This window comes from Candidatus Pelagibacter sp. Uisw_101 (genome assembly GCF_047727615.1).
GTDB lineage: Bacteria > Pseudomonadota > Alphaproteobacteria > Pelagibacterales > Pelagibacteraceae > Pelagibacter.
Window position 1 is genome coordinate 1034226 of record NZ_CP159821.1, and the last position, 25096, is coordinate 1059321.

At 31.2% G+C, this 25096-nt stretch carries 28 protein-coding genes; 2 read left to right on the forward strand and 26 right to left on the reverse strand.

What is annotated here, in order from left to right; genetic code table 11:
* Window positions 1-16: 16 nt before the first annotated feature.
* The 14 genes from ABXT48_RS05570 to ABXT48_RS05635 form a co-directional block, all read right to left on the reverse strand.
* Entirely contained in the window at window positions 17-1348 is a 1332-nt protein-coding gene (locus ABXT48_RS05570; protein WP_415303364.1) for a branched-chain amino acid ABC transporter permease, read from the reverse strand.
* Between the two features lie 35 nt (window positions 1349-1383).
* Window positions 1384-2394 carry a branched-chain amino acid ABC transporter permease gene (locus ABXT48_RS05575; protein ID WP_415286005.1) on the reverse strand — a complete coding sequence of 337 codons (1011 nt, stop codon included), beginning with the start codon at window positions 2392-2394 and terminating at the stop codon, window positions 1384-1386.
* A gap of 1 nt (window position 2395) precedes the next feature.
* On the reverse strand, window positions 2396-3103 hold the full coding sequence (locus ABXT48_RS05580) for an ABC transporter ATP-binding protein (protein WP_415286006.1): 708 nt from the start codon (window positions 3101-3103) through the stop codon (window positions 2396-2398).
* A complete protein-coding gene (locus ABXT48_RS05585) occupies window positions 3103-3897 on the reverse strand; it encodes an ABC transporter ATP-binding protein (RefSeq protein WP_415277939.1) in 795 nt (264 codons plus the stop codon). Before ABXT48_RS05585 ends, ABXT48_RS05580 begins: the two co-directional genes overlap by 1 nt.
* 6 nt (window positions 3898-3903) lie before the next feature.
* The gene (locus ABXT48_RS05590) at window positions 3904-4671 is read right to left on the reverse strand and encodes a pyrroline-5-carboxylate reductase (protein WP_415286008.1); all 768 of its coding nucleotides are present in this window, start codon (window positions 4669-4671) and stop codon (window positions 3904-3906) included.
* Window positions 4672-4703: 32 nt separating this feature from the next.
* The gene (glaH, locus tag ABXT48_RS05595; RefSeq protein ID WP_415286009.1) at window positions 4704-5615 is read right to left on the reverse strand and encodes a glutarate dioxygenase GlaH; all 912 of its coding nucleotides are present in this window, start codon (window positions 5613-5615) and stop codon (window positions 4704-4706) included.
* Window positions 5615-5938, reverse strand: a complete 324-nt coding sequence (locus tag ABXT48_RS05600) for an AzlD domain-containing protein (protein WP_415286010.1) — start codon at window positions 5936-5938, stop codon at window positions 5615-5617. Before ABXT48_RS05600 ends, glaH begins: the two co-directional genes overlap by 1 nt.
* A complete protein-coding gene (locus ABXT48_RS05605) occupies window positions 5928-6632 on the reverse strand; it encodes an AzlC family ABC transporter permease (RefSeq protein WP_415277943.1) in 705 nt (234 codons plus the stop codon). The genes ABXT48_RS05600 and ABXT48_RS05605 overlap by 11 nt, the downstream gene beginning before the upstream one ends.
* Window positions 6632-7417, reverse strand: coding sequence for an ABC transporter ATP-binding protein (locus ABXT48_RS05610; protein ID WP_415286011.1), 786 nt, complete (start codon window positions 7415-7417; stop codon window positions 6632-6634). Before ABXT48_RS05610 ends, ABXT48_RS05605 begins: the two co-directional genes overlap by 1 nt.
* A complete protein-coding gene (locus ABXT48_RS05615; protein ID WP_415286012.1) occupies window positions 7417-8157 on the reverse strand; it encodes an ABC transporter ATP-binding protein in 741 nt (246 codons plus the stop codon). Before ABXT48_RS05615 ends, ABXT48_RS05610 begins: the two co-directional genes overlap by 1 nt.
* Entirely contained in the window at window positions 8157-9209 is a 1053-nt protein-coding gene (locus ABXT48_RS05620; RefSeq protein ID WP_415286013.1) for a branched-chain amino acid ABC transporter permease, read from the reverse strand. Before ABXT48_RS05620 ends, ABXT48_RS05615 begins: the two co-directional genes overlap by 1 nt.
* Window positions 9209-10102 (reverse strand): branched-chain amino acid ABC transporter permease, encoded by an 894-nt coding sequence (locus ABXT48_RS05625; RefSeq protein ID WP_415286014.1) that lies wholly within the window; start codon window positions 10100-10102, stop codon window positions 9209-9211. Before ABXT48_RS05625 ends, ABXT48_RS05620 begins: the two co-directional genes overlap by 1 nt.
* Before the next feature lie 64 nt (window positions 10103-10166).
* Window positions 10167-11408, reverse strand: coding sequence for an amino acid ABC transporter substrate-binding protein (locus tag ABXT48_RS05630; RefSeq protein ID WP_415286015.1), 1242 nt, complete (start codon window positions 11406-11408; stop codon window positions 10167-10169).
* A gap of 113 nt (window positions 11409-11521) precedes the next feature.
* Window positions 11522-12136, reverse strand: coding sequence for a LysE family translocator (locus tag ABXT48_RS05635; protein WP_415286017.1), 615 nt, complete (start codon window positions 12134-12136; stop codon window positions 11522-11524).
* A gap of 135 nt (window positions 12137-12271) precedes the next feature.
* Between ABXT48_RS05635 and ABXT48_RS05640 the strand changes: the two genes are divergently transcribed.
* Together ABXT48_RS05640 and grxC are read left to right on the forward strand one after the other, a co-directional pair.
* On the forward strand, window positions 12272-12568 hold the full coding sequence (locus ABXT48_RS05640; protein ID WP_415286018.1) for a TIGR03643 family protein: 297 nt from the start codon (window positions 12272-12274) through the stop codon (window positions 12566-12568).
* Between the two features lie 3 nt (window positions 12569-12571).
* Complete coding sequence (gene grxC / locus ABXT48_RS05645) at window positions 12572-12826, forward strand: glutaredoxin 3 (RefSeq protein WP_415286019.1); 255 nt, start codon at window positions 12572-12574, stop codon at window positions 12824-12826.
* A 1-nt stretch (window position 12827) separates the two neighbouring features.
* Here grxC and msrB read toward each other — a convergent pair whose 3' ends face one another.
* From msrB to ilvN, 12 genes are all read right to left on the reverse strand, one after another.
* Window positions 12828-13202, reverse strand: coding sequence for a peptide-methionine (R)-S-oxide reductase MsrB (gene msrB / locus ABXT48_RS05650; protein ID WP_415286020.1), 375 nt, complete (start codon window positions 13200-13202; stop codon window positions 12828-12830).
* Window positions 13203-13206: 4 nt separating this feature from the next.
* Entirely contained in the window at window positions 13207-14157 is a 951-nt protein-coding gene (locus tag ABXT48_RS05655) for a D-2-hydroxyacid dehydrogenase family protein (protein WP_415286022.1), read from the reverse strand.
* Window positions 14150-15049 (reverse strand): DMT family transporter, encoded by a 900-nt coding sequence (locus tag ABXT48_RS05660; protein ID WP_415286023.1) that lies wholly within the window; start codon window positions 15047-15049, stop codon window positions 14150-14152. The genes ABXT48_RS05655 and ABXT48_RS05660 overlap by 8 nt, the downstream gene beginning before the upstream one ends.
* On the reverse strand, window positions 15050-16291 hold the full coding sequence (locus ABXT48_RS05665; RefSeq protein WP_415286025.1) for an NAD(P)/FAD-dependent oxidoreductase: 1242 nt from the start codon (window positions 16289-16291) through the stop codon (window positions 15050-15052).
* Between the two features lie 68 nt (window positions 16292-16359).
* Window positions 16360-17481, reverse strand: a complete 1122-nt coding sequence (gene rodA, locus ABXT48_RS05670; protein ID WP_415286026.1) for a rod shape-determining protein RodA — start codon at window positions 17479-17481, stop codon at window positions 16360-16362.
* Window positions 17482-17487: 6 nt separating this feature from the next.
* On the reverse strand, window positions 17488-19431 hold the full coding sequence (gene mrdA, locus ABXT48_RS05675) for a penicillin-binding protein 2 (RefSeq protein ID WP_415286027.1): 1944 nt from the start codon (window positions 19429-19431) through the stop codon (window positions 17488-17490).
* The gene (locus tag ABXT48_RS05680; RefSeq protein WP_415286028.1) at window positions 19421-19942 is read right to left on the reverse strand and encodes a rod shape-determining protein MreD; all 522 of its coding nucleotides are present in this window, start codon (window positions 19940-19942) and stop codon (window positions 19421-19423) included. Before ABXT48_RS05680 ends, mrdA begins: the two co-directional genes overlap by 11 nt.
* A complete protein-coding gene (gene mreC / locus ABXT48_RS05685; RefSeq protein ID WP_415286029.1) occupies window positions 19939-20790 on the reverse strand; it encodes a rod shape-determining protein MreC in 852 nt (283 codons plus the stop codon). The genes ABXT48_RS05680 and mreC overlap by 4 nt, the downstream gene beginning before the upstream one ends.
* Before the next feature lie 5 nt (window positions 20791-20795).
* Entirely contained in the window at window positions 20796-21833 is a 1038-nt protein-coding gene (locus ABXT48_RS05690; protein ID WP_415286031.1) for a rod shape-determining protein, read from the reverse strand.
* Window position 21834: 1 nt separating this feature from the next.
* A complete protein-coding gene (locus tag ABXT48_RS05695) occupies window positions 21835-23403 on the reverse strand; it encodes a 2-isopropylmalate synthase (protein ID WP_415286032.1) in 1569 nt (522 codons plus the stop codon).
* A 104-nt stretch (window positions 23404-23507) separates the two neighbouring features.
* Entirely contained in the window at window positions 23508-24530 is a 1023-nt protein-coding gene (gene ilvC / locus ABXT48_RS05700; RefSeq protein ID WP_415277961.1) for a ketol-acid reductoisomerase, read from the reverse strand.
* Between the two features lie 16 nt (window positions 24531-24546).
* Window positions 24547-25095 carry an acetolactate synthase small subunit gene (gene ilvN / locus ABXT48_RS05705; protein ID WP_415286033.1) on the reverse strand — a complete coding sequence of 183 codons (549 nt, stop codon included), beginning with the start codon at window positions 25093-25095 and terminating at the stop codon, window positions 24547-24549.
* Window position 25096: the final 1 nt, after the last annotated feature.

Here is a 25096-nt window from a genome sequence, read left to right on the forward strand (position 1 = left end):
ATATTTCATAATAAATTTATTTTATTTCGATTTTCTCAGGAAGTATACCTTTAGGTCGATACCTCATGATCAGTAAAAGACCCATACCCATCATTAAATATCTAAAGTATGGAACACTTTCAATTAAATGAATTTTTAACGAATGTGTGTCTGCTAAACCTGCTGTAAATAGATTAATTAAGAATAATGCAATTGGTGCTGCCTCAATCCACAAAAACCAGACTGCAAAACCACCTAAAATTGCTCCAAAATTGTTTCCACTTCCTCCAACAATAACCATAACCCAAATTAAAAAAGTATACCTCATAGGCTGGTAACTACCTGGTGTAAATAAACCATCTTGAGTAACTAACATGGCACCAGCAATTCCAACTATAGCTGAGCCTAAAATAAAAATTAATAAGTGTTGTTTAACAACATTTTTTCCCATTGCGTTAGCAGCTTCTTCATTATCTCTTATCGCACGCATCATTCTTCCCCATGGGGAGTAAAGAGCTTTTTGAGTAACTATTAATAAAGCTATAACAACAATTAAAAATAAACCTGAATAACAAAGTTTTACAAAAACTGATGATCCTTCAATTACTAATTGATTAAGGGCTGCCTGTTTATCGTTAATACTTGAGATTAAATCTAATTTTCCAGAATTAAATTTTGCAATTAGATTTATAAACCATTCTTTAGTTTGGAGTTCAATTTCATAAGGTACTGGTCGATCCAGTCCAATTACATTCTTAACTCCTCTTGTTAACCAATCTTCATGTTTAATGATGGCTATAACTATTTCTGAAATTAGTAATGTTGCAATAGCTAGATAATCTGCTCGCAAACCTAACGCAACTTTACCAACTATAAATGCTAGACCTGCTGCAAAAAATGCACCTACGATCCAAGAAAACATAATTGGCAATCCTAATCCGCCAAGAAATCCTGTTGTTGCAGGGTTAACATTTTCAATAGCCTCAATACTTGTCTCTGATGTAACTCTTATAATGATAATTCCAGTAATAATAATTGTAGCAATACCATAAGTTCTAATTTTAGATTTTTCAAAATTTTTTAATACAAAACGTATTGCAAAGACCATCACGACTATTAACCACAAAGACATTAAAATACTAAAACCACCTGCAACCCATGCCTCTTGTACGGGTTCAACAGATATCAAAACTGCAGCTAATCCACCTAATGCTGCGTAACCCATAAGACCAAAATTAATTAAACCTGCATACCCCCATTGAATATTTGCACCCATGGTCATTACCGCAGAAATCAAACACATGTTAAAAATTGATAGAGCTACATTCCATGATTGAAATATTCCAACTAAGATAATTAAACCCATCATTATTGTGTAGGCTGTAATCACGTTTAAGTGCTTTCTCACAGTACCTTCCCTTTGAATATTCCGTTAGGTCTATAAAGTAAAACGATCACCAGTATAGAAAATGATACAGCGAATTTATAATCTGTTGATAATAGTTGAACTAAAGTTTCTGGCTCCATGCTTGCTGGTAAAACATACATAAAGAATTTTTTATAAGCATAAGTTAAGAATATTTCCGAAAATGCTATGACATACCCTCCTAAAAATGCTCCAAACGGGTTTCCAATACCCCCAACAATTGCTGCAGCAAAAATTGGTAACATGTTATTAAAGTAGGTAAATGGCTTAAAACTTTTGTCTAAACCATATAAAGCCCCACCAATTGTCGCCAAAATACCTGCAATAATCCAAGTAATCATAACCACTCTTTTAGGGTCAATCCCAGATAATAAAGCTAAATCCTCATTATCAGAGTAAGCACGCATGCTTTTTCCTGTCTTAGTTTTGTTTAAAAACCAAAATAAAATAGAAACTAATACAATTGTTACAAATATTGTTAATACCTGGCTAGATTTAATTGCTAAACCTTCATTAAGTCCAGTCATTTCTTTGAACTCACCTGCTTTGATAATAAATTTTTCTCCATCAAAAAATCTTTGATCTGATGGTCCAATTATTATTCTAACTACTGCTTGTGTTACAAACATCACACCAATACTAACCATTGCAAGCTGAACAGGAGGACTTTTACTTACTCTATAATATCTAAAAACAAATTTATCGACTAAGAGCATGTACCCAATTGTTAAAACAATTGCAAAAGGGATGGCAAGTAATGCTGTTGGTAAAACTCCTAAAGAAATTCCAAGTGATTGGAAATACCAAGTGAACAATATTGTAACCATTGTACCAAAAGCCATCATGTCTCCAGTTGCAAAATTAGCAAATCTCAGAATTCCATAAATTAAAGTTACAAATATTGCACCTAATGCTAGTTGCGAGCCATACGTAAGTGCTGGCATAAAAATATAATTTAATAGTAATATAATTGCGTTTAAAAATTCCATACTATCCACCTAAAAAAGAGCTTCTTACTCTTGGGTCGTTTAATAATTCTTTTCCTGTTCCTGAATATTTATTTTCACCTGTAACTAACACATATCCTCGATCAGAAATATTAAGAGCTTGCTTAGCATTTTGCTCGACCATTAAAATTGCAACATTAGTTCTTTTAACTTTAATTATATGATCGAATAATTCATCCATTACTATTGGAGAAACTCCAGCAGTTGGTTCATCTAACATTAACACAGATGGTTTTATCATTAATGCTCTACCAAGAGCTACTTGTTGTCTTTGACCTCCTGATAATTCTCCAACTAATTGATTTCTTTTTTCTCTAAGTATTGGAAACAGTTCATAAATTTCTTCTATTATATTTTGATAATTATCATCTCTTAAGTAAGCCCCCATCTCTAAATTTTCTTCAACGCTCATTCCTGAGAATACATTTTTTGTCTGCGGTACAAATGAAATACCTTCTCTCACCCTATCTTGTGGTGAAAGTTTTGAAATATCTTTGCCATCAATTATAACTGAGCCTGATTTTAAACTTAAGAGACCTAGTAATGCCTTCATGGCTGTTGATTTACCAGCACCATTAGGCCCAAGAATTGAAACTATTTCACCTCTATTCACATCAACAGAACAAGAATTGATGATATCAGGTCCATTACCATAACCACCTGTCATTTTTAAGCCTTCAAAAAAAGCCATTAATTTTCATCCTTTATTTTTGATCCTCTGCCTAAATAACTTTCTATAACCTTTTCATCTTTCTTAGCTTCTTCAGCAGTACCCTCAAATAAAACTGACCCTTCTGCCATAACAATAACAGGGTTACACAATCTACTTATAAACTCCATATCATGTTCGATCATACAAAATGTGTACCCCTCTTCCTTATTTAACTTAAGAATTGCAGTACCTAGATCCTTAAGTAGTGTTCTATTAACACCAGCCCCTACTTCATCTAGTAATACTAATTTTGCATCAACCATCATAGTTCGTCCAAGTTCTAATAATTTTTTCTGCCCACCTGATAAATTTCCAGCTAATTCATTTGATAGATGTGTCAGATTTAAAAAATCAACTACATCCTGAGCCTTTTGTTTTACAGCAAGTTCTTCAGTTCTAACTAAACTTGGTTTTAGTAAGGCTGTCATTAATTTTTCACCTGATTGGTTTGCTGGAACCATCATTAAATTTTCTAAAACAGAAAGATTGGTAAACTCATGAGCTATTTGAAAAGTTCTTAATATTCCTTTTGAAAATAATTCATATGAAGGAACATCTGTTACGTCTTCATCATAAAATAAAACTTTTCCACTTGATGCTTTAAGGTTTCCAGCAATTAAATTAAATAAAGTAGTTTTACCAGAACCATTAGGTCCTATAATTCCTGTAATAGATCCTTCTTTAATTTTTAAAGAACAATCTGAAACTGCAGCTAACCCTCCAAAATATTTAGATAGGTTTTCAATTTGTAAGATATTCTGTTCTTGATCCATGGAATTTTATTTATTTAATCTTTTATGTATACTACTGAGTGTCTTCTCTAAAGATTTATAAAAACCAGCTTTTGTTAACTCTTTAACACCTTGTTCATTTAATCCTTTTGGTGTTTGAGATTCTTTTACTAAGTGTTTTAAATCTTTTTTAGAATTCACAACCGCATCTTCAGATAACGCTAAAAATAAAGAAGTTATATATTTTTGTGCATCATTTCGCTTAACTCCTCTTTTAACCAACCAGTCAGTCATCACTCTTAACAGTTCATAAAATGGAGCCATCATTCCAGATGTTGACCAGAAATTAATTGAAGATTTTTCATTTTTAATTTCAACTGTTGTACCAATTTTATTAAAGAAATCTTTTACCTTTTTATTGGGTGGGCAAATTGGTACTGGTCCTTTTTTTAATGATATTGGAGGTAACGGTATTGCTCTTATAATTTTTGCCTTAACTTTAATTGCTCTTTTAAGTTGAGCTAAAGTAATTGTTGATATGAAGCTGATTATAGTTTGATTTGATCTAAACTTTAAATTTTTAATAATTTTTTCACCCACAGTTGGAGTTACTGATAAAAATATCCAATCACATGAATTAACTATTTCCTGATTATTTTTGCTAATAGTTATCTTTTTAAATTTTTTTTTTAAGGTGCTAGATATAGATTTATTTCTCTGCGAGATGATTATTTTATTATATGGAATACTAGAGCTACAAATACCAGTAACTACTGCAGATGTAATTTTACCTGTTCCTATAAAGCCTAATTTCATAAATATAGTTACTTTATAGTGATATTGGTGAATTAATTAATAAAAAAAGAGCCTCTAATTCTCAACAGTTCTCTACTTAAATCTTTAGTCTCTTTGAAAGGTTTTCTTCCATGTAGCCAAAAATAATTATTAGCTACAATACTTGACCCAGGTGCTAGTTTAGTGATTACTTTATTCTTACTCTCCTCCAAACCATCTGATAACTTTTGTAAGAAAATTCCTTGATCCATATTTTTTGGCTCAGGGAATTGATCAATATAAGAAATTTTTGGCTTACCCTTATCATCTGATGTGAAAACTGGATGTTCAACTTTATATTCTATATTTTTACTTTTAGGAGAACCCCAAACAAAATCTTTTCTTCCAACTGGATCATTAAATAAATCTTCACAATGTTCCCAGTCGTCAAGATGAAGCATTGCTGTTTCTCCACCCTGCACATTTTGTTCTTCAATTTTAGTCATAAGTAGCCAATCTGTGGTCTCCTTAACATATGTTCCGTCTGTATGAAGATCCATATTTGTGTAGGCTTTTCTCAAATACGAATCACTTTTATCTTCGTGCTTTACAAAAAATCTTGCATAATATTTTCCAGCCATTGCATCATGGTTTGGATTGCCAATTAAATAAGCAATTGCTGTTGATAGTTTAACTAAAAACGTATCATTAATTTTTGGACTTATATTTTTTGGACCAATTATAAAACAGCCTGTGTCTCTGTCTCTTACTATTGAATTAAGTAATTTGCTTAATTTATTAGAAGTTAAATCGTCTAAACTTTTAGCAATAGTAAATCTAGTAAATGGTTTATACTCTAAAGCTGTGATATCAAATTTGTTGAATGGAAATATCAATTTATCTAAAATTTCATCTTCAATTCTAATATCAATTATTCTTTTTGAATCTTGATGTTCGGTTATTGTTATTCCAGAGATATTTTCCATTAGAGATAATTACTTAGTACTGTCATCATGATAGCAGAAATCACAGTTGGATAAACAAAATTTCTTTTTGAAATAAAAAATATGAATAAACAAAATAAAACTACGACAATTCTACTTAGATAGCTAGCATCAGACAAAACACCTACCGGAAATATAATTGTTCTGGCTATTAATGCAGCTAGTGTTGAATAAGCAAGACAATTAAACCATCTAAATAACTTTGAAGTTTCTTTTATTCCTTCTGATGAAATTACACCCAATAATCTAGATGAAAAAGTTGCTAATGATGTAACTAAAATTGCAAGAACCACACTAGTTGACATTTAGTTCTCCTATAAAATAAGCAATAGTTCCACCAACTAACCCACCTAGTAAAATTGACCACTCAGGTGATAGAAAATAAAATATTGGTCCCAATAATAGACCCAAAATTACTGCAGCTGTAATTTGAATGGTCTTCATTGCACCCACCATCATACATAAGAAATAAATTGGGTTTAAAATTGCTAAACCCATCATCATATTTTTATCTAAATAATCTGAAGCATAAAAACCAATAAAAGTGCCTATTACTGCTGTAGTCCAGGTTGCACAACCAATTCCAATCCAAAAATCAATTCTGTATTTTTTTTCAATACTTTTATAATTACTCTTCATTATCAACCATGCAGACACAGCTATGAAGTGACAAGAAAAATAATATTTCCACTTAGGTTGGCTTTTATGCATCATTAATGGGAATAAAGAAACTGCCATTGGATACAATCTTGCATTAACAAACCAAACAGCCAAAAATATATTAAGTAAAGATGCTCCAACTAATAACGACTCCGCCATTACTAACGATCCAGGTAGCGCATAAGTAAGCATTGTTGAAAAAATACTTTCTTGAATATTAAAACCCAAATTTTTAAGAAGTGCACCTATTGCTATGAAACAACAACCGAGTGCAAGAGCAGGACTATCAGGAGCTAGAATTGATCTAAAACCTTTAAAGAAAAATTCTTTATTAATCATTAACCTCCAAGGAATAATCTACCAACATCAGGATTTTTTAACAAATCATCCCCTTTGCCAGCAATCGCAGTTTGTCCAGATACTAAAACGTAACCTATATCTGCAAACTCTAATCCCTTTTTAGCATTTTGTTCTACTAAAATAATTGTTTTCTTCTCTGTTTGTTGAAGATCCCTTAAAATTTCAAAAACCATATCAATATATCTTGGTTCTAAACCAATAGAAGGTTCATCAACGAGTAAGACAGATGGTTTCATAACTAATGCTCTAGAAATCTCTAATAATCTTCTTTCACCACCTGATAAAACTTTAGCAGGTTGGTTTCTTCTGTTTCTTAACCTTTCGTATTTTTCAAAAATTCTTTCTGCTTCTTGATAGGATTCATCTGTATTTTCTTTAGCGTAACCGCCCATCAATAAATTTTCTTCAACCGTCATATCTGGGAAAACAGAATTATCTTGAAGAATATATGCAATACCACATGATGTAAGTTTTTGAGCTGGTGTTAAATGTGTAATTTCTTTTCCATCAATTTCAATCTGTCCTGAAAAAATATTTGTAAACCCATAGATAGAATGAAGTATTGTAGATTTTCCTGCACCATTAGGTCCAATTAAGCATAATGATTGTGCTTTACCTGCATACAAATCAAAATCATGAAGTATTTCCATTTTACCATAACCAGCTGATAGTTTTTTGATTGTTACATGATTATTATCAGGAGATAATTTCTTTAACTCTTCTGGTCCTGGTGCTTTTCCTAATACATCGTATTGATTTGACATTATTGAGCTCCCAGGTAAGCGTCTAGCACACGCTTATCATTTTTAATTTCATCTGGAGTTCCATTTGCTAACATTTGACCATGTGCTAAGCAAAAAACTCTTTGTGCTAAATTCATAATTACTTTCATATTGTGTTCTATAACTAGCAGGGTAATTCCGTAGTCTTTATTAACGGTAATCAAGCGATCAATAATTCCGTTGATTAATACTGGATTAATTCCGGCCGTTGGCTCATCTAACAAGAGCATTTTAGGCTCATTCATTAATGCCATAGCAAGTTCTAATAATTTTTGCTGTCCAAATGAAAGATCTCCAGCTCTAAGTTTTCTTTTCTGGTGTAGGCCTACAAACTTTAATAGTGTTTCTGCTTTATCTGTTAAGTCTGATGGTATCTTTTGAAATACCGTTAAAATTCCATCATTTTCAGGTTTGTTGCTGATTAACATATTCTGAATACAGTTTAATTTTCCATAAATTCTAGTTTGTTGAAATGTTCTAAGTAACCCAAGTTTTGCAACAACAGGAACTGGTAGTTCTGAAACTTCTGTGCCATCAAATTTAATTGAACCATTGTCAATTGGATAAGTTCCTACAATTGAGTTAAATAAAGTAGTTTTACCTGATCCATTTGGACCAATTAATCCAACAATTTCACCTTGTTCAACTGACATTGAGATATCAACATTAGCTTTAACACCGCCAAAAGACTTACTTACATTTGATATATCTAATATAGCCATTATTTTAATTCCACCTGTGCTTTTAGATCTGCTTCATCAACAACTTCACCAAATCTTTCGGGATATTTTTCTCTTAACCATCCCATTACACCCTCTGGAAAATAAACCACGATCACAATAATTAAAACTCCAAGAGCTACATACTGCCAACCCAAGAAGTAAGTCCAAAAACCTTCTTTAAATAAATGAAATAAAGTTGCACCAACAAGTGGGCCCCATAAAGTTCCTTTACCACCAAGGATTGCCATTAAAACCATAAAAACACCAAACGTTGGACCAGCAAACGCAATTTCAGTTGGCTCAATGTAACCATTAATATGCCCCATTAATCCTCCTGCTATTCCAACAAAGAATGCAGATACCATCCAGCCAATAATTTTATATCTCATTGTATGAATTCCCATTGCTTCAGCTTTATCTTCATTATCTCTTATTGCATTTAAAACTAAACCAAATCTTGTGCTGTATGCCCATTTCAAAGTAATAAAAGTTACAACTGCAAGAGCAAAACACAAATAATATAAAAACTGAGATGATGATGCGTTAGATCCAAATCCTTTTGGCCAAACTGGAACTGTCATACCTTGACCTGCACCAATAATCTCAATTCCACCCGCAAGTTCACCTGCAGCAATTCCTAATGCTAAAGTACAAATTGCAAAGTAGTGTCCTCTTAAACCTAAAATCCCATAACCAATTACTCCTGCAATTATTGTCGGAATAATTCCTGCTAGTAATATACCAACACCAAAACCTTGAAAAAATTGAGGGATAGTATGAACAAAAGTTTTTTCTCCACCTGCGTCTGTCCATTCTGCTAGTGAAAAGAACATTGCTATTTGAGTGCTTGATGCAACATACATTCCAACACCAAAAAATAATATATTACCAAACGTGTTGTAACCCATCTGTCCACCTTGAACATCCCAAGTCATAGCCAAAACAATTAGAATATATAAAAATGATAATTGTAGTTTGTAAGCAGGGAATATGAATGCTCCAGCCAAACCAAAAATTATTAAGCCTGCGTATAGGAGTGTATTTTTATTCATTATTTTAAATACTCTCTTTTTCGAGCTAATTTAAACCTTCTATAAACCAATATAATAACTAGTAACGAGAATACTGCTGCAATTCTAAATTCTGTTCCAAGCAGATAATCTGCCCATTCTTCAAATACACCAAGTCCCATCCCTGATATTGCAACAGCTGGTAAATTTCCAAGTCCTGCAATAATTACAATCATAAAAGATCTAACCGTGTACGGTAATCCTGTGTAAGGGTGAAGTGTAAATGTAATTGCAATACATGCTCCTGCTATTCCACATAATGCTGCATTAATACCAAAAGTTGCTGCATAAACTTTCTCGGTATCAACTCCTAAAATTTTTGCTGCTCTTGCATTTTGAGCTGTTGCTCTAATTGCTCTACCTAATTTTGATTTCTTCATGTAGATAACAAGAATAATTGCAGATATCACACAAACTGCTCCTGAAAATATTTTAGCATTTGGCAGTGTAACAGAGTTGTTAAATAACATTGTTGTTCCAAAATTTGATTGAGCAACTACTACGTCTGCACCAAATGCAAAATTCATTAGTTGTTGAGCTAAAATACTAATTCCAAAAGTTGCAAGAATTGAAGTAAATAAATCTTTATCTACTACTTTATTAATAACAAGTTTGTACATTCCCCAACCCACACAATACATTATGATTGGTGATACAATTACTCCAAAAGCTGGGTGTATTCCTGATAAATACATAAAGTATGCAATGTATCCACCCATTATTACTAATTCTCCTTGAGCAATGTTTATTATATTCATTACTCCCCACTGCAATGCCATTCCGTAAGCGATTAATGCAAACAAAATACCAAGAAGTATTCCGTCCATTGACGCTTGAACCATTAAAATAGGAGCTTGGAAAATTAATAAATCCATAAATTCTTTAGATGTTTATAAAAAAATGCCCCCTATTACTAGGGAGCATTTTACATATTAGGTATTATCTTTCTGACCAAGATGGAATTGGGTGCACCAACTCAGCTGATGCCCATTTTGTCGGAGCTACAACTTTGTTTTCACACACACTACCATCATCGTTACATGATACTTGGAAAAGTACCATTGGCTTAGATACGTTTTGTCCACCTTCAGCAAATTTTATGTTTCCATAAAAAGTTTGCATATCAGTTGCAGCTAAAGCATCTCTAACTTTTTTAGTATCAAATGATTGTGCTCTTTCGAACGCATCTTTAAAAACTAATAAAGCAGCAGAAGATTCAGCAGCTTGGTATGGCGGTGCATATCCAAAAGCTTTAGTAAAGTCTGCGTCATACGTCATACCATCTTTAAAGAAGTTATCCGTATAAGATAGAGACTTGTGCCATTGAGAAGCACAAAGTGCATACTCAGAAGCTTTACCATGTTGCTTAGATAATTTAGCAGCATCACAGTGAGTCATTGCTAACATTTTCACGTCAACTTTCATCTCTGAGATTTGTCTAACAGCAGTTAAAGCACCCTTAGTATGACCTGAAACTACAAGAACGTCTGGGTTTGTAGCTTTTACTTTAGATAAAGTAGCAGCCATATCGTTAAGCTCTTTTGGTAACTTGTCATCTATAATGATTTTAGAACCTGTTCTTTTAGCAGCTTCAACAATACCCAATCTCACATCTTGTGAGAAAGCGTCTTGTTCAAATGCCATTGCAATCTTAACTGGCTTTCCACCATTTTTTTCAACTGCAAGATCAATTGCTACATCAAGATATAAGTTTGCTGGAGCTAGTACTGCAAATAAATATTTGTAGCCTTTAGTGAATAACGATCTAGACGCACCGTTTGCTTCAACCATAGGAACTTCATATTTTTCAGTTACAGGAGCCATAGCTTTAGTTAAACCTGAGCTGTATGGCCCAAGCATAAACTTAACACCATCTTGTTGGATTAATCTTTCTGCAAGTTGTGCTGCTCTTCCAGAATTTGATTCATCATCGTAATAAATAATATCAAACTTGTAAGTTTTTCCACCAACCTTAACACCACCCATGCTGTTAATTCTCTCAACTGCTAAATTATAGCCGTTTTGAGTATGAACACCATTAGATGAATATTTTCCAGTTAATGAAACAGCTGCACCTAAAATAATTTTATCTCCAACTACCTTCGCGAAAGATATAGTTGAAGCTGAAATTAAAAGAGCAATTGCAGAAACTAATGTAATTAGTATATTTCTGATTTTCATTTTATTTCTTCCTCTATTAGTTTTAAATTTAAAAAAACAATTAAACATCTAAATGATAAAAAATACAACTAACGTCATACAGACTTAATTGCCGCAATTTTATTTGTAGGTTTTTAATACTTTTGAATAAATGCAATTATAATTGCAATTATAATTAATACGCACGCTGAAATTGTATTTATAACTTTTGGATTTGCTTTTATCCAAATAATTAACTTTCTAGCAAGTACCGCATAAGCAATTAGAGATAAAAAATCCAAAACAACATACGTTGTGATTAAAATAAAAAATTGAACGATATAATTTGAATTAAAGTCAATAAACTGTGGAAATATTAACGGAAAGAACATCCAAGCTTTGGGACTTGTTCCTGCAACTAAAAACCCATCCTTAAAAAAAGAAAAAAAACTTTTTGATGAAATATTATCTGAGCTTACATCTTTAAGTCTTGAATTATAAATATCGTAAGCAAGATAGAGTAAGTATGCAATTCCTATCCACTTAAATATATTTAAAAAATTTGGATTATCGACAAAAAAGGATCCTAAAACAAAAATTACTAAAGTGGCTTGAATAATATTTGCCGTAACATCTCCAAGAGCTGTCCAGATACATTTTTGAACTCCATAATTCATGGAATATGAAATGATTACAATTCTAGGTGTGCCAGGAGTAATAAATAGAAATAAAATTATCTGTAAAAAAAGGAAATAATTTAAAGGGAACATTTTAAGGTTTAAGGATAGTCCAAAAAAACCGGGAGCTAAAGATGGCTAAGATGGACTATCTAGATTTAAAGATACCACGACCCTAAATAAAATGCATTAATCATTTTTTTCAAATATAATGATTATTGAGGATTTATGAAAAAAAAAGGTCACACCCCCATAACTAGAGTTAAAAATCCAGAGCCCCATATATCAGATCCTGACTGGATCGTTTGGGCTGCTTGGGCAGATCGTATCACTTTTGAGGAAATTGAGAAAAAGACTGGAAAAACAGAAGGTGAAGTAATTAAGATTATGAGACGATCTATAAAGCCTGTTTCTTTTAGATTGTGGAGAAAAAGAGTTAATCAAAAAAGTATTAAACACAAAAAAAAGTTCGAATATTCAAGAAAAGAAATTACTAGCAAAATTAAAAAGAATGATTATTTATAAGTCATGAAATCCATAATTATTTATACAGGACCGCTTTGTGCTTTTTGTGATGCAGCAAAAAAATTATTAACTAGAAACAACGTTGAATATAAAGAAATCAACATTGCAACTGTAGATGGGGCTATGGATGAAATGATTACAAAAGCTAATGGTAAAAGAACTATTCCTCAAATTTTCTTTGATGATCAACACATTGGTGGTTACGATGATGTTAGGGCTCTTGAAAAAGAAAATAAATTACTAGAACTTTTAAAATAAATTAATTTTTAGGCTTAAAGGTTAAACAAACACCGTTATTACAGTATCTTTTGCCAGTTGGCTTTGGTCCATCTTCAAAAATATGACCATGATGGCCGCCACATTTTTTGCAATGATATTCCACTCGCTCATAACCTAATAGAGTGTCTGTTTTAGTTTCAAAAGCATCTGGTAGTGATTGATAGAATGAAGGCCAACCTGAACCACTTTCATATTTAGTAATTGAATCAAATAATTTTTCACCACAATTAGTACAGTGATAGCTACCTTCTCTCTTTTCATGATTTAATTCGCTAGTACCTGGTGCTTCCGTACCATCTTCAAATAAAACTAATTTTTGTTCAGCAGTCAGGTCTTGATTAATTTTTTTTGTCATAAATTTATTCTAATACTCTTAAAGGTTTACCAGCAACACATGCCTCTAAACCTTCAATCATTTGTGTATAAAACATGCTATAATTTTCTGCAGTAACATAACCAACATGAGGCATTAATAATGCATTTGGTAAAAATCTTAGTTTATTACCTTCTGGCAAAGGTTCTTTCTCATAAACATCAAGGCCAGCACCAGCAATAACATTGGTTGATAATGCAATAATTAAATCGTCCTCATTAATAATATTTCCTCTAGAAGTATTAATTAAAAAAGCAGTTTTCTTCATTGTGTCTAACTCTTTTAGTTTTATTAATTCTTTATATCTTTCTCCACCTTGAACGTGAATAGATAGAAAATCTGAATTTTGAAGTAAATCTTCTTTACTACATGGCAATACATCTAATTCTTTACAGGTGTCTAAATTTAAATTTTCACTCCAAGCCATAACTTGCATGCCAAAAGCTTTACCAATTTTAGCAACTTGTGAACCAACTCTTCCAAGTCCAACTAACCCTAAAATTTTTCCTTTAAGTTCAAAGCCAATAGTTGATTGCCAGTAACCTTGATACATATTATCAATTTCTTCTTTAAAATTTCTAGCTAAACCTAAGATTAAACCCCAAGTTAATTCAGATGTACCTGAAAAACCAATCTCAGTTCCACATACAATAATTTTTCTTTTTTTAGCAGCCATTAAATCTATAGCTTTATTTCTTGAGCCACTTGTTATGATGTATTTAAGATCATTTAAATTATCGATTAAATTTTTAGTAATTGGAGTTCGTTCTCTCATTATTAATAATGCTCCAAAATCTGATAATTGCTCTATGGCGTCTGCTTCATCTTCAAATGGTTCACTGAATATTTTGAATTCATACTCTCCTGATAATTTTTTTAAATCAACAAACTCATGAGATACGTTTTGGTAATCGTCTAAGATAGCAACTTTAAGCATTTTTAATCTTCCTATTTGATAAAAGAATTCCAGTTAAAATAAATATTGCGCCCAACATATGATAAAACATAAATTTTTCATTAAAAATAATCATGGCCATTATTGCACTTAAAATAGGCATCATATGTAAAAAAATGCCTGCTCTATTGGCACCAATTAAAGCAACTCCTTTTATCCAAAAAATAAAAGAAGCAAGACCCGGAAATAAAACTACATAAAATAAAATCAGGTAAAAGTTTTGATTTAAAATAATTCTAAAGCCCATTTGATACTCTATAAAATAAATTGGTATTAAGAAAATAAAGCCAAATGAAATTACTACCTCTAGTAACCCTAGTTGAGATAGTTCGTGTTTTTTTTTCTTTAATAGAGCAGAATAAGTAGCCCAAGAAAGCATTCCAAAAACCATTGTAATGTCACCTTTATTAAAATCTAAGTTCATTAATATTCCAAGATTTGCTTTAGTTATGATTAAAACAACTCCAATAAAAGAACATGTAACTCCTAATATTTGAAAAGAATTAGTTTTTTCAATTTTTAAAATTGATGAAATGAAAATGATCATCACTGGTATTGTTGATATCATCAACACTCCACTGATCACTTGCGTAAAATTTAAAGAATAATAAACGATGGAATTAAAAATGGTAACACTCGTTATTCCAAGGACTGTGTAATATTTATAATTTTCTAAAATATGATTTCTTTTTTTAAATAATTCTTGAATCGTAAATGGCGCTAAGATCAACCAAGCAAAAAGCCATCTATAAAAATTTAATGAAAATGGAGGTATTTGGTATTGGCTAGCAAATTTTCCAACTAAAAAATTTCCTGACCAGAATAAAGCTGCTAAAAATAAAAAAATATAAGCAACATCATTTTTATTTATCACTTAGTTAAACCTAAGAGAACTATATGGCTTTAAATCTAAGTTTGTGTTTTCTTCAGCTATCATTCCAGAGATTATTTTCCCTGAAATTGGCCCTAAAGTCCATCCCAAATGATGATGTCCAAAACAATAAAAAACATTTTTGTATTTTTTTGAAGGTCCTATTACTGGCAAATAATCTGGCAATGTAGGTCTAAAACCAAGCCACTCATCTTCATGCCCAGGTAAATCACCCATCATATATTTTGCATTATTAATCAAATTCTTAACTCTTGATTTAGATAATGGGTTATCTAATCCACCGAATTCGACAGTGCCTACAACTCTAAGTCCTTGTTCCATGGGTGTAATACCAAACCCTCTATTTTGAAAAATTACCGGTCTACTTAAAAGATGATCACAATCTTTAAAATGAACATGATATCCTCTTTCAGTATCAAGAGGTATTTTTTCATCCAAATTATCTGTTAGTTTTTTTGAAAACGAACCACAGGCAATTACAATTTTATCAAAAAGAAAGCTTTGTGTTTCAGCTTTTATAACTGGTTTTTCATCATCAAAATTTATGTCTTTAATATTCATTTTTAAAAACCTGCCACCTTTTTTTAAAAAAAGATCATAAAGTTTTAAAAGAATTTTTTTAGGATTTCTAGCGTGTCTACCATGTCGATAATAAACACCTCCGTGATAGATTGGTTTTATATTTGGTTCTAAATCATGAATTTCTTTTGGTGTTACTTCTTGTTGGTCAACACCCAGTTCATTTCTAATATTAATTTCAAGCTCTCTACTTTTTAAGTTTTGATCATTCCAAATATATAAAATACCTTTTTTTTCAACTAGTCCTCCAAGCTCAATGTCATCAAATAACTCATCATAAGCAGGTAGTGCTAAATCCAAAATTTGATGCATATTTTTTGCAGTGTGCATCATTTTTTTTGTTGTGCAGTTTCTTATAAATTTTAAAAACCAGGGTACCATTTTTGGAACATAGTTCCATTTAAGTGCAAGTGGTCCTGTCGTGCTTAAAAGCATTGCAGGGACATCACTTAAAACATCAGGTCTATTTATTGGAACAGATGCATATGGAGAAAAGTGACCAGCATTACCATAAGATGCAGCGGGACTTCCAGGTTCGTCTCTATCAAATATTGTTACACTGAAACCTTTTTTTTGTAAAAATAACGCATTGGAAATACCCTGTATGCCAGCACCTATAATTCCAATTTTTAAATTTTTTTCCATGACACTTTATATAATTCTTAAATCTAAATATTCTCGCGACAAATTCGACAAGTAAAGTATTAAAACACTTAAGCTATTAGCTGTTTATGATTAACTTTAGCACTCATAACAATTGCAAACCCAATCATTGTTGCAAGCATTGAAGATCCTCCATATGACATAATTGGCAGTGGAGATCCAACTATAGGAAGTAAGCCTAAAACCATAGACATATTTACTGTTACATAAAAAAATATTGCAGACCCATAGCCATAGCAAAAAAGTTTTGCAAAATAACTCCTCGAGATTGCACCAATTTTTAATACTCTATAAATAATAATTATATAAATTAACAATAAACCTAAGGACCCTAAAAAACCATGCTCCTCTGCAAATAAAGTGAAAATAAAATCTGTATGTTTTTCTGGTAAAAATTCTAAATAACTTTGAGTACCTTTTAAAAATCCTTTACCAGTTAAGCCTCCTGATCCAACTGCTATTTTAGATTGAATAATTTGATATCCCGCACCTAAAGGATCTCTATCTGGATTAAGAAATGTTAAAATTCTAAGTTTTTGATAAGGCTGTAAAAAAGCAATAGCAAAAGGCATCGAAATTAATAAAACTATAAATGAATATATAAAATATTTAATATTAATTCCTGCAAGCCAAATAACTACCAATCCACTTAGTGCAATTAAAATTGAAGTGCCCAAATCAGGTTGCGTAATAACAAGCAAAATAGGTAAAATTAAAATTATTAAGGCAACAAACATGACTTGAAAACTATTAACTTTATTGAGCTGTATACGGTGATAATATTTAGCAAGACATACTATTATTGCAATTTTCATTAGTTCAGATGGTTGTAAATTAATAAAATATAAATCAATCCATCTTTGAGATCCTGAGGCTTTAATACCGTATAAGGAAGCCCAAACTAAAAAAAATAAAACTACAATATAAAACAAATAAGCAATGTAATGCCAAAATTTAATATTGAAAAATGACATAAAAATCATCATTGTAAAAAAAATTAAAAATTTTGAAATATGACTTTTGCTATGAAATAAAATTTCTCCACCATCTGTTGAATACATGGAAAAAGTGCTAATTAACCCAAGTAATAAAATACAAATTAGTAAAATATAATCAAAATCTCTTAATTTTTGAAAAAAAGTAGGTTGTACATTAAATGAGCTGTATTGCATTTATATTTATAAATTATTTTGTTTAGTTTTTTTTACCCTTAGCTCGTGTCTATCTATAATTAATTTAAAAAGTTTTTTTGCAATCGGTGCAGCAGCAGAGCTACCTGATCCACCATGCTCTATAACGATACTCAATGCGTATCTTGGATTCTTATATGGACCAAAAGCTATATATAAAGCATGATCCCTCTCATTATATGGAATTTCAAATGTTTTTAAATCAAGCTCACGATCGGCTTCTGTAATTCTTCTAACTTGTGATGTTCCTGTTTTTCCAGCAAATTGATATTTTGGATCATCAATTCTTGATTTATAAGAGGTTCCTCTAATTTCATTTGTAGATGCAAACATTGCTTCACGAACTAGGTTTATATTTTTAGAACTTTTAAACAAGGCTTCATGTTCTTTTTTATCTAAAAACTCTAAAAGTTCTGTTGCATCTTTCAGGCCATTATCTTTTTTATTTTCATTCATTATAATTCTAATTTCCTCTGCTGTTTTGCTATCCTCTTCTACTATTATTTTTGGATAAATCTTAAATCCTCCATTTGCCAGCTGAGCTGTCATTTGACATAATTGTAGAGGTGTTGTTTGGGTATAGCCTTGTCCAATACCTGTAATTAATGTTTCACCTATAACCCAACCTTTTCCTAAATTATTTTTTTTCCATTTGGTGTCAGGAATTAATCCTTTTTTCTCAATACTAAATGTTTCATTTAAAACTTTTTCACCAAGACCAAATTTTATAGATGTTTCTTTTAATCGATCTACACCAAGTTTTCTTGCAATCTCATAAAAATATGTATCACAAGACTGCTTCATCGCACTCTTTAAATCTACGGTACCATGTCCTCTTTTTTTCCAGCAATGATAAGTTTGCCCATACATTTCAATTTTTCCTGTACAGTTAACTTTAAAATTTTCATCAATAATTTTATTTTCTAGTGCCGATAAAGCTACCATTGGTTTAAATGTTGAGCCTGGTGAATATAACCCTGATAAAGTTTTATTAACTAATGGTTTTAATGGATCGTTTCTAATTAGCTGCCAATTATCTTGATTAATTCCAAAAAGAAATAAGTTAGGGTCAAACGATGGCGATGATTGCATGGCAACTATTTCACCCGTATAAATATCCATTACACTTATTGAGCCAGCTACACCTTTTAAAAGCTCATTACAAAACTTTTGAACCTCTGTATCTATTGTGAGCTTAATTGTCTTGCCATTTAATCCATCGGTATGATCAAGTTGTCTAATTCTTTTTCCATAGGCATTAACTTCGTATCTTTGGATGCCATTTGTACCAATTAATTCATTCTCAAAAGTTTTTTCTAAACCAGTTTTTCCTACTTTAAGTCCCGGTACATGTGTATCTTTTATAGTTTTGTTATTTAAAATGTCTTCTTTACTAGCTTCACTTACATAACCTAAAACATGTGTATAATTTTCATTAAACGGATAGTTACGTGATACAGACAGAACTGGTTTGGCTCCTACTAGATCGTGTAAGTAATAATTGACTTTTGTAAACTGCTCCCAAGTTAAATTTTTAGAAATAATTATAGTTTCCCAAGGTTTTTGTTTATTTTTTTGTATTATTATTTTTTTAAAATCACTATTACTGATTGATAGGATATCTTTTAGTCTTACCATTAAATATTTAAAGTTTTCTACTTCCTCTGGAATTACGTGCAATTGATATACTTTTAAATTGCCAGCAATAATATTTTCAAAATAATCTAAAAACTCACCTCTAATTGGAGGTAACCTCCATTCACGTAATCTGTTTTTATCAGATAGAGTTAAATATTTTTTGTTCTCTGTAATTTGTAATGAAAATAATCGAGCAATTATTCCAGTAAATACAACCAACTTAGCAGTACCAATAATAAACATTCTTCTATTAATGGTTTGAACTTTTTTTACACCAAAATTTTCACCCAGCATTATTGTTTCTCACAAAATAGCTTTCAAAAAAATCAAAAAAATTTGAAAATAAAAAATAAAATAAAAAAGTGAATGTAATATTTATCATTTGGTCAAAATAATCTAACTGATAATTAAAAATAAAATTTAAAGCAATGAATAGTAAGGAATTTATAATTAAAATTGTTATAAGAAAAAATATACTATCTTTCAATAAACTTGGTCTTAAAGTAATATTTCTAAGATAGGAAGCTGCAACACAAAGTATTAAGTATATTAAACTACTTAATCCAATTGGAGTTCCTATCACAACATCATTAAATAAGCCTGCAATAAAAATATAAGTATATCCTAAACTTTCAGTTTTTTTTAGACTGTAGTAAAAAATTAAAATGTATGAAAAGTTAAATGAAAAATATTCAAAACTTAAATGATTAAAGTCATAATCATTTAAAACAGATACAAAAAGTAGAATTAAGGGTACTTTTGATAGTATTATTTTAATAAAATTTTTATTTCTTAACCCTATCATTTGTTCTCACTTTTTTTAAATGAAACAACTTTTACAAATTTTAATTGAGAAAAATCTGAAAAAAATTCTATTTTTTTTTCATCACTCAAGTTATTCATATTCATTCTTCCTATAGGTATTCCAGCCTTGAACAAACTGCCTGCTCCAGAAGTGTAAATAACTGACTCATTTTTTATGTCCTCATATTTTTTACTATATTGAATGACCGCATAATCTTTACCTGTGCCTGAAAGTATAGAGAATACTGCATTGGGTTCTATTATAACTGGAATTTTACTATTCAAATCTGAAAGTAATAATACCCTTGATGACAAATAATTAACCTCAATAACTTTTCCAACAAGATATACTCCATCCATTACAACCATTCCAAGGTTGATTTTATTTTTACTGCCTCTGTTAATGATGATAGATCTTAAAAATGGACTACTTTTATCACTTAAAACTTTAGCAATTATGGTGTCTGATTTAACCAGATAATCATCAACTATATTTTTTAATCTTTGGTTTTCTAAAATTATAAATTCATTTAATAAATCTTTAGCTTTTAAAATTTCTAGTTCTGATTTAATTTTTTCATTTTCCTTATAAAGTTTGTTGTGATTTTGAATTGTAAGATAGCTATCTTTCAATAAATTCTCTGGTACAGAAACTATAAAAGAAGATCTATAAGCTATTTCCGTAATACCTATTTTTACATAGTTTATAATCTTAAAGTTAAAACTGCCTAAAATTAAAAAAATTATAGAAAAAAATATTAAACTTAATAATGAGAACCTTTGCTGTGTTCCTTTTTTTAAAAAAGCAGACCTTAATGCAATTACAAAATCATCTCTGCTTGTTTCCATTATTTCTAATACTCAGATAGCATAGTAGAGAATGTTTCTTCTTGATCTAGAGCTTTGCCAGTCCCAATTGCAACACATGCTAATGGATCGTCTGCTATAAAAACTGGTAATCCAGTTTCTTTAGAAAATCTTTTATCAATATTTTTTAATAAAGCTCCACCACCTGTTAACGTTAAACCCATATCTACTAAATCAGCTGATAATTCAGGAGGAGTGTTTTCAAGGGCATCTTTTATACCATTCACCATTTCTTTTAAAATATCGTTTAAAGCTTCTGCCGTATCTTCTTCTGTAATATTTACTTCTTTAGGTGTTCCCGATCTTAAATCTCTACCTTTAACAGCATAAGTATTGCTGTTGGATGGAATAGCTGTACCAATTTCTTTTTTTATTTTTTCTGCAGTACTATCTCCAATCATAAGATTATATTCTTTTCTCATATAATTTACTAAAGCTGTATCCATTGCATCTCCAGCAACTCTTAAAGATCTAGAATAAACAAGACCTCCTAATGACATAACAGCTATCTCTGTAGTACCTCCACCAATATCAACAACCATTGATCCTGTTGCTTCTGAGATTGGAAGACCTGCACCAATTGCTGCTGCAATAGGTTCTTCAATTAATTGAACTCTTCTTGCACCTGCTGCTAATGCGCTATCTTGAATTGCTTTTCTTTCAACTGGTGTTGACCCTGTCGGAACACAGATTAAAATTCTTGGGTTTGCAAAAGTTTTATTTTTATGAACTTTTTTTATAAAATGTTTAATCATTTCTTCAGTAACTATAAAGTCTGCAATCACTCCGTCTCTTAAAGGTCTAATAGCACTAATGTTACCTGGTGTTCTTCCAAGCATAGTTTTTGCTTCATCTCCAACTGCTAGCACAGTTTTTTTACCCATGTTCTCAACTATAGCAACAACAGATGGTTCATTTAAAACCACTCCTTGTCCTTTTAATACAACGAGAGTGTTAGCAGTTCCAAGGTCAATCGCCATATCCTGACTCCAAACGTTTGTTATATTTTTAAACCAATTAGCCATCTTATATTCCCTTCATTTTCTGAGTTTCATGCTCCATTGGAGCAGTTTTTTTTCTTTTAATAATCATTTTATTTAAAGCACTTAAATAAGCATTAGCTGACGCTACTAATGTGTCAGTATCAGCGGCTTGTCCAACTGTAGTTTTACCTTCTTCTTCAATTCTAACACTTACTGTAGCTTGTGCATCAGTTCCTTCCGTAACAGCGTGAACTTGATATAATTGTAATTTCACATCATGTGGATATAAAACTTTGATACATTTAAAAATAGCATCTACAGGACCATCGCCTGTTTCTGAGGTTGATTTAATTTCACCATAAACATCAAGAGTCATCTCTGCTTTTTGAGGTTCACCTGTTCCTGCAAAAACTTTTAAAGACTTTAAATTTATTGCATTTATTTTATTGTCTGTAATTAAACTATCATCAACTAAGGCCATAATATCCTCATCATAAACATGCTTTTTCTTATCAGCTAAAACTTTAAATTTACCAAAAGCAGATTGAATTACGTCATCAGTTACATCTGCATAACCAAGATCATTTAATTTTTCTTTAAACGCATGACGCCCTGAATGTTTACCCATTACCAATGAAGTTTTTTTAACCCCAACACTCTCTGGTGTCATAATTTCATAAGTTTCTCTATTTTTAAGCATTCCGTCTTGATGAATGCCCGCTTCATGAGCAAAAGCATTTTTTCCAACAATTGCCTTATTAAATTGAACTGGAAACGTTGCATTAGAGACAACTTTTGAAGCTTTGCTTAATAATTCAGTTTTAATTCCTGTTGTATAAGGCATCAAATCGTTTCTTGTTCTTATAGCCATTACAATTTCTTCAAGTGCAGCATTACCTGCTCTTTCACCAATACCGTTAATTGTACACTCCACTTGTCTTGCACCAGCCTGAACTCCAGCCAAAGAATTTGCTACTGCTAATCCTAAATCGTTATGACAGTGAACAGATAAAATAGCTTTATCTATATTTGGAACTTTGTTTTTTAAAGTTGTGATAATTTTAGTAAATTCTGATGGAATTGTATAACCAACAGTGTCAGGAATATTTATTGTTTTAGCGCCACAGCTGATTGCTGTCTCAACTATCTTACACATAAAGTCCATGTCTGTTCTAGTTCCGTCTTCACAAGACCATTCAACATCATCTGTTAAATTTCTCGCATAAGTAACACTTTCTTTTATTGCATCCACAACTTGTTCTGGAGATTTGTTTAACTTAAATTTCATATGAAGTGGACTTGTTGAAATAAAAGTATGAATTCTAAATCTTGGAGCAGCTTTTAATGCTTCATGACATGCATCTATATCTTTTTTGCTAGCTCTTGATAATCCACATGGAATTGAATTTTTTAAAATTTTACTTATTGCAGTTACTGCCTCAAAATCTCCTGGGGATGCTATTGGAAATCCTGCTTCAATAATATCAATTCCTAATTCATCAAAAATTCTTGCAATTTGAATTTTTTCCTCAATACTCATTGATGCACCAGGTGACTGCTCACCATCTCGCATCGTAGTATCAAATATAATAACTTTATCTTTGTCGCTCATAACCGATAATTTTAGAAAATCTATAATACAATCTATAATAGAGATTGCAAAATAAATGTTATATTTTGGCTACAATTTTTGATCGATTTGGGTTTTTAGTAAAATTAACTCTTATCGCTATCAACTAATTTCTTTTTACTAATCCAAGGCATCATTGCTCTAAGTTCAGCACCAACTTTTTCAACTGGATGCTCTGCAAGTTTAGCTCTTGTTGCTAAAAAGTTTTTTTGACCATTTTTACACTCGTTCATCCATTCTTTAGTGAATTTACCTGATTGTATATCTGTTAATACTTCTTTCATTCTTTTTTTAGTCTGTTCCTTATCTATAATTCTTGGTCCAGCAACATACTCTCCATACTCAGCTGTATTTGAGATAGAATAATTCATATTTGCAATTCCACCCTCATAAATTAAATCAACAATTAATTTTACTTCATGAACAGTTTCAAAATATGCCATCTCAGGTGCATAGCCAGCCTCTGTTAAAGTTTCATAACCATTTTTAATTAACTCAACTAACCCACCACAAAGAACAGTCTGTTCCCCAAATAAATCAGTTTCAACTTCATCTTTAAATGTTGTTTCTATAATTCCTGATCTTCCACCGCCTACAGCTGAAGCATAAGATAAAGCAAGGTCTCTTGCTTTTCCTGACCCATCTTGGTGAACAGCAAACAAGCATGGCACACCACCACCTTTTTCATATTCACTTCTAACTAAATGTCCAGGACCTTTAGGTGCAACCATAAAGACATCCAAATCTTTTCTAGCTTTAATAAGATCATAATGAACATTTAAACCATGAGCAAATGCTATACTCGTTCCCTCTTTAACTCTTTGTTCAATGTGATTTTTATAAATTTCAGCCTGTAGTTCATCTGGTGTTAATATCATAACAACATCGGCCCATTCTGCTGCATCTGACAAATTCATTACTTTCAAGCCTTTTGATTCTGCTTTAGCAGCACTTGATGATCCATCTCTAAGAGCAACAACAATTTCTTTAACACCACTATCTTTTAGATTTAAAGCATGGGCGTGCCCTTGACTTCCATAGCCAAAAATTGCTATTTTTTTGTTCTTAATTAAATCTACATCTGCGTCTTTTTCATAAAACATTTTCATTATTTTCTCCTTTTAATTAATTAAAAATTTCTGCACCTCTTGTCATTGCAACCGCTCCAGTTCTTGAGGCGCTAACAAGACCAAATGGTTTTAAATTTTTTGTCACGCTATCTATTTCTCTTCTTAAAGCTGTTATTTGAATTACAGCAGATTTATTTGTTTTATCTAATATAACTGGATTGTATTTTTTACAAGCATTTAAAGCCTTCTTAATTTTACTAGAGTTTGCAACGATTTTTAATAGGGCCATCTCCTTAAATATAATTTTTTTATCTTCTCTTTTAAAATTTCCAACTTTATGAACTGGAACTAGCTTCTTCAACTGTAATACAATTTGCTCAATAACTTGAGGGGTTCCAGTAGTTACAATTGTAATTCTAGAAAGATTATTTTTTTGATCTACTTCTGCTACAGCTAAAGATTCTATATTATAACCTCTTCCAGAAAATAAACCCACCACTCTTGATAATACGCTTGCTTCGTTATCAACCCAAACAACAATTATATGTGTATCAATTTTACCTAATTTGCTAGGTGTGCTATATGCTGATTTAGATTTTGCCATT

Coding starts and splice junctions, on each gene's coding strand:
- ABXT48_RS05570 (WP_415303364.1), bottom strand. CDS start 1,348: ATGATGGGTTTAATTATCTTAGTTGGAATATTTCAATCATGGAATGTA.
- ABXT48_RS05575 (WP_415286005.1), bottom strand. CDS start 2,394: ATGGAATTTTTAAACGCAATTATATTACTATTAAATTATATTTTTATG.
- ABXT48_RS05580 (WP_415286006.1), bottom strand. CDS start 3,103: ATGGCTTTTTTTGAAGGCTTAAAAATGACAGGTGGTTATGGTAATGGA.
- ABXT48_RS05585 (WP_415277939.1), bottom strand. CDS start 3,897: ATGGATCAAGAACAGAATATCTTACAAATTGAAAACCTATCTAAATAT.
- ABXT48_RS05590 (WP_415286008.1), bottom strand. CDS start 4,671: ATGAAATTAGGCTTTATAGGAACAGGTAAAATTACATCTGCAGTAGTT.
- glaH (WP_415286009.1), bottom strand. CDS start 5,615: ATGGAAAATATCTCTGGAATAACAATAACCGAACATCAAGATTCAAAA.
- ABXT48_RS05600 (WP_415286010.1), bottom strand. CDS start 5,938: ATGTCAACTAGTGTGGTTCTTGCAATTTTAGTTACATCATTAGCAACT.
- ABXT48_RS05605 (WP_415277943.1), bottom strand. CDS start 6,632: ATGATTAATAAAGAATTTTTCTTTAAAGGTTTTAGATCAATTCTAGCT.
- ABXT48_RS05610 (WP_415286011.1), bottom strand. CDS start 7,417: ATGTCAAATCAATACGATGTATTAGGAAAAGCACCAGGACCAGAAGAG.
- ABXT48_RS05615 (WP_415286012.1), bottom strand. CDS start 8,157: ATGGCTATATTAGATATATCAAATGTAAGTAAGTCTTTTGGCGGTGTT.
- ABXT48_RS05620 (WP_415286013.1), bottom strand. CDS start 9,209: ATGAATAAAAATACACTCCTATACGCAGGCTTAATAATTTTTGGTTTG.
- ABXT48_RS05625 (WP_415286014.1), bottom strand. CDS start 10,102: ATGGATTTATTAATTTTCCAAGCTCCTATTTTAATGGTTCAAGCGTCA.
- ABXT48_RS05630 (WP_415286015.1), bottom strand. CDS start 11,408: ATGAAAATCAGAAATATACTAATTACATTAGTTTCTGCAATTGCTCTT.
- ABXT48_RS05635 (WP_415286017.1), bottom strand. CDS start 12,136: ATGTTCCCTTTAAATTATTTCCTTTTTTTACAGATAATTTTATTTCTA.
- ABXT48_RS05640 (WP_415286018.1), top strand. CDS start 12,272: ATGAAAAAAAAAGGTCACACCCCCATAACTAGAGTTAAAAATCCAGAG.
- grxC (WP_415286019.1), top strand. CDS start 12,572: ATGAAATCCATAATTATTTATACAGGACCGCTTTGTGCTTTTTGTGAT.
- msrB (WP_415286020.1), bottom strand. CDS start 13,202: ATGACAAAAAAAATTAATCAAGACCTGACTGCTGAACAAAAATTAGTT.
- ABXT48_RS05655 (WP_415286022.1), bottom strand. CDS start 14,157: ATGCTTAAAGTTGCTATCTTAGACGATTACCAAAACGTATCTCATGAG.
- ABXT48_RS05665 (WP_415286025.1), bottom strand. CDS start 16,291: ATGGAAAAAAATTTAAAAATTGGAATTATAGGTGCTGGCATACAGGGT.
- rodA (WP_415286026.1), bottom strand. CDS start 17,481: ATGCAATACAGCTCATTTAATGTACAACCTACTTTTTTTCAAAAATTA.
- mrdA (WP_415286027.1), bottom strand. CDS start 19,431: ATGCTGGGTGAAAATTTTGGTGTAAAAAAAGTTCAAACCATTAATAGA.
- ABXT48_RS05680 (WP_415286028.1), bottom strand. CDS start 19,942: ATGATAGGGTTAAGAAATAAAAATTTTATTAAAATAATACTATCAAAA.
- mreC (WP_415286029.1), bottom strand. CDS start 20,790: ATGGAAACAAGCAGAGATGATTTTGTAATTGCATTAAGGTCTGCTTTT.
- ABXT48_RS05690 (WP_415286031.1), bottom strand. CDS start 21,833: ATGGCTAATTGGTTTAAAAATATAACAAACGTTTGGAGTCAGGATATG.
- ABXT48_RS05695 (WP_415286032.1), bottom strand. CDS start 23,403: ATGAGCGACAAAGATAAAGTTATTATATTTGATACTACGATGCGAGAT.
- ilvC (WP_415277961.1), bottom strand. CDS start 24,530: ATGAAAATGTTTTATGAAAAAGACGCAGATGTAGATTTAATTAAGAAC.
- ilvN (WP_415286033.1), bottom strand. CDS start 25,095: ATGGCAAAATCTAAATCAGCATATAGCACACCTAGCAAATTAGGTAAA.